At 37.3% G+C, this 3,545-nt stretch carries 4 protein-coding genes and 1 tRNA gene; 4 read left to right on the top strand and 1 reads right to left on the bottom strand.

Translation table 11 applies throughout. The annotated features are described in order from the left end of the window. The first annotated feature begins 135 nt into the window (after positions 1-135). The 4 genes from IBX42_RS11750 to IBX42_RS11735 are packed head-to-tail and all read left to right on the top strand — an operon-like array spanning position 136 to position 3,401. The gene (locus tag IBX42_RS11750; protein WP_294933119.1) at positions 136-363 is read left to right on the top strand and encodes a CopG family transcriptional regulator; all 228 of its coding nucleotides are present in this window, start codon (positions 136-138) and stop codon (positions 361-363) included. Beyond that, entirely contained in the window at positions 350-691 is a 342-nt protein-coding gene (locus IBX42_RS11745) for a type II toxin-antitoxin system PemK/MazF family toxin (RefSeq protein ID WP_294933118.1), read from the top strand. The genes IBX42_RS11750 and IBX42_RS11745 overlap by 14 nt, the downstream gene beginning before the upstream one ends. Next, positions 688-1,650: a glycosyltransferase family 4 protein gene (locus tag IBX42_RS11740; RefSeq protein WP_294933117.1), complete on the top strand. Its 963-nt coding sequence runs from the start codon at positions 688-690 to the stop codon at positions 1,648-1,650. The genes IBX42_RS11745 and IBX42_RS11740 overlap by 4 nt, the downstream gene beginning before the upstream one ends. Continuing rightward, a complete protein-coding gene (locus IBX42_RS11735; protein WP_294933120.1) occupies positions 1,647-3,401 on the top strand; it encodes a nucleoside-diphosphate sugar epimerase/dehydratase in 1,755 nt (584 codons plus the stop codon). Before IBX42_RS11740 ends, IBX42_RS11735 begins: the two co-directional genes overlap by 4 nt. Before the next feature lie 10 nt (positions 3,402-3,411). On the opposite strand, the gene IBX42_RS11730 is transcribed toward IBX42_RS11735, so the two are convergent. After that, positions 3,412-3,495 (bottom strand) — tRNA-Leu (locus tag IBX42_RS11730). Between the last annotated feature and the right edge of the window lie 50 nt (positions 3,496-3,545).

Genomic DNA, 3,545 nt, shown 5'->3' with positions numbered 1-3,545 from the left:
TTATGCAATAAGAATGTTGTATTAAGTGGTTTGTTTTTGTGGGGACATTATATCCGTCATTCTGAACGAAGTGAAGAATCTAGCTTGACAAATGTATGATATAATACTGTATTACAAAATACAAAAGGATAAATCATGGTAGCAACAGTACGACTAGATGATAATCTTGAAAATACCTTAAACAGAATATCAAAAATACTTCACAAGAAAAAAAGTGATGTGATAAGAGAAGCTATAAGCTTTTATGCACAAAGTATAGAAAAAGAGAAAAAATCAAGAATATTAAGCGCCATAGAAAAAACAAAAGATATAGATAAAAAAGAGTTCAAAGATTTTGAAGGTACTACAGATGATGGTATCTAGGGGAGATATTTGGCTTGTCAATCTCAATCCTATCAAAAAGAAAAATGAGATGGGGAAGGTAAGACCTGTAGTTGTGTATCAAAACGATGAGTTAAATCATGGCGATTATCCCACGACTATTGTCATCCCACTAAGCACCCATTTGGTTTATGAAGCAGAACCTTTGAGGATGAGGGTAGATAAGAGGGATAAACTTAAAGAAGACTCAGATATAGTTATTACACAGATACGCTCAATTGACAATGATAGATTTATAGAAAAATTATCAACTCTTACAAACAATGAGATGCAAAAAGTAAAAGAGCTTTTTGATGAGATTATTCAGTGATTTATATATTACTACTAATAGCTTCCTTTGCTCTTACATACATTATAAAAAACTATGCCATCAAAAAATCGCTTGTGGCGGAGGTAAACGAGAGAAGTTCTCACGATGTGCCAACACCTCACGGCGGCGGAATTGCCATAGCGCTCACTTGGTTTGTAGGGCTTGTTTATCTCTATATGTATGAGATGATAGAGCCAAATCTTTTTTACGCTCTTATGATAGGGGTAATTATATCTGCTGTTAGCTATGCAGACGATCTGTTTGAACTAAGCCCAAAGGTAAGACTTCTTGTGCAGGCTTTTGTTGCTCTTGGCGGCTTAGTGGCTCTTGGCGGTTTGGAGGCGATAGATTTTGGGTTTTTTACGGTAGAAAATCAAATAGTGACCAATGTTTTTGCATTTTTTATGATAGTCTGGTTTATAAATCTATATAACTTCTTAGACGGTATCGACGGCTACGCGAGTAGTGAAGCTCTATTTTTGGCTATTGCCGGCTTGGTGCTCTTTGGCGGAGAGCACTTTATAGTTTTGGCTGTTTCCGTGCTTGGATTTTTGTTTTGGAACTGGCATAGGGCAAAGATATTTATGGGGGATGTAGGAAGCACTCTTCTTGGATATACGGTCGCAATTTTTACGGTGTATTATGCAAACGAAGAAAGCCAAAATCTTTGGATATGGATTATACTTTTTGGAGTGTTTTGGTTTGATGCCACACTTACTCTCATAAGACGAAAGATTAAGGGCGAAAAACTATCTCAAGCACATAAAAAGCATGCATACCAAAGACTTACGCAGAGTGGATTGAGCCATAGTTGTGTTGTTATTGCTTCAACAGGCTTAAATATTGTATTATTCTGGATTGTTTATCTTGTAGATAATGTTTTTGCGGCATTTCTTCTTATGGGAATGATTTTATATAGCGCCGTAAAGTATATAGACGGCAGAAAAAGGTTTGAATAGTGTTTAACATAGACAAGAGAATATTGAATTTTTTGGTAATCATTATTCTTACCACATTGACGTTTTGGTGGACTTTTTTTATATTTCACACTCCTGTTTCTTGGCAAGTCATAGCGGGTGTGATAATTGTTAGAATATTTGCGTCTTTGCTTATTTTCAAGGACTATAGTCTAAGCTGGTCAAAAGCGACTCAGAGAACATTTTTACTAAAAAGTATGGTCTATATGGCCGCTTTTGTGGTTTATTTTCCTTTTTTTTACGGAAAAGTACACTTCTCACTGCTGGCAAGCGAGCTGTTTCTGTATCTTTTTGGCATAAACTTTCTTATGTATGTTTACTACTACTTTATCAACAAAAACACAATGGCAAAGACAAAAGCGGCGGTTATTTACGGTGCCGGAAAAGCCGGAATCAAGCTTGAAGAGGAGTTCATAAACAGCGAGTACAAGGTTAAATATTTTGTAGATGATGACCCTATTTTACAAAAGAGGTCAATAGACAGCATAAAAATAGTCTCAAAAGAGGTTTTGAAGAAAATTATATCAAAAAATGGCAAGCTTGACCTGCTTGTAATCGCTATGCCTTCCGCATCCAAAGAGAGGGTAAAAGAGATATATGAAAAGCTAAGTCCATGTTTTAAATCCATAAAAATACTGCCCTCATTTGATGAAATACTAAAAAATAAAGAGTTCTCTGCCCAGCTAAAAGATATAAGCGTAGAAGACCTGCTTGCCCGCCACCCAAAAGATTTGGACAAAAGAGCAATTGAAAAGTTCATAAAAGATAAAAAGGTACTGATTACCGGTGCGGGAGGAAGTATAGGGAGCGAAATAGCTAGGCAGTGTACTGCGTTTGGCGCAAAAGAGCTTGTCTTGCTTGATCACAGTGAATACAATCTCTATGCTATTGCAGAAGAGTTGGCTATACATAAACCTGCACTTGTAATGCAGTCTGTCGTCAATAAAGATCTGCTTGAGAAGAGTTTTGAAAAACATAAGCCCGACATTGTAATCCATGCAGCCGCTTACAAGCATGTGCCTCTGGTAGAGGAGAACATAACGGAGGCAATTATAAACAACGTAGTAGGGACAAAAAATGTAATAGACTGTGCGATAAAGCACGGTGTTAAAAAATTTCTGCTTATTTCAACCGACAAGGCCGTCAGACCTACTAATGTTATGGGTACTACAAAGAGAATCTGTGAGCTATATGCTCAAAACGTAGTTTCTTTAGAAAACGTTGAGGCAAACAGTACAGAGATAGTTGCAGTTAGGTTTGGAAATGTTCTTGGAAGTAGCGGAAGTGTTATACCAAAATTTAAGTCTCAAATAGAGCAGGGTGGACCAATAACAATAACGCATCCTGATATTACAAGGTACTTTATGCTCATTCCTGAAGCTTGCGAGCTTGTTCTTCAGGCCGCTTCGATTGGAAAAGGCGGAGAGATCTTTATACTTGATATGGGAGAGCCTGTAAAAATTGTTGATTTAGCACAAAAAATGATCGAGCTATCCGGTAGCGAGGGCGTAGGGATTGAGTTTGTAGGTCTTCGCCCTGGAGAGAAGCTTTATGAAGAGTTGCTAATAGACGATAGCGAGGCAAATACCGAGTATGAGTCAATAACAGTGGCAGGAAAAAGCGAGTACGATATAGTGAAATTAAATCATGATATTTTTGAGTTGGTCTCTACAAAAGATAAGTTAGGAAAGTTAAAAGAGATTGTTCCCGAGTTTGATCATAAGGTAAACTAGAAAACATTTGTGGTACCAGAGAGGGGACTTGAACCCCTACGCCCGAAGGCAGCGGATTTTGAATCCGCCGTGTATACCGTTTCACCACTCTGGCTTAGAGTCGAAATAATAGTGAGTTATTGCTTAAATATAAGTTATAAGTAA

The organism is Sulfurimonas sp., from assembly GCF_014859695.1.
GTDB lineage: Bacteria > Campylobacterota > Campylobacteria > Campylobacterales > Sulfurimonadaceae > Sulfurimonas.
Note: the sequence above shows the minus strand (reverse complement) of the source record. Positions and strands in the feature narration are given on the sequence as shown.

What these genes read in the sequence shown, in the direction of transcription:
- IBX42_RS11750 (WP_294933119.1), top strand. Translation starts at nt 136, where the DNA reads ATGGTAGCAACAGTACGACTAGATGATAATCTTGAAAATACCTTAAAC.
- IBX42_RS11745 (WP_294933118.1), top strand. Translation starts at nt 350, where the DNA reads ATGATGGTATCTAGGGGAGATATTTGGCTTGTCAATCTCAATCCTATC.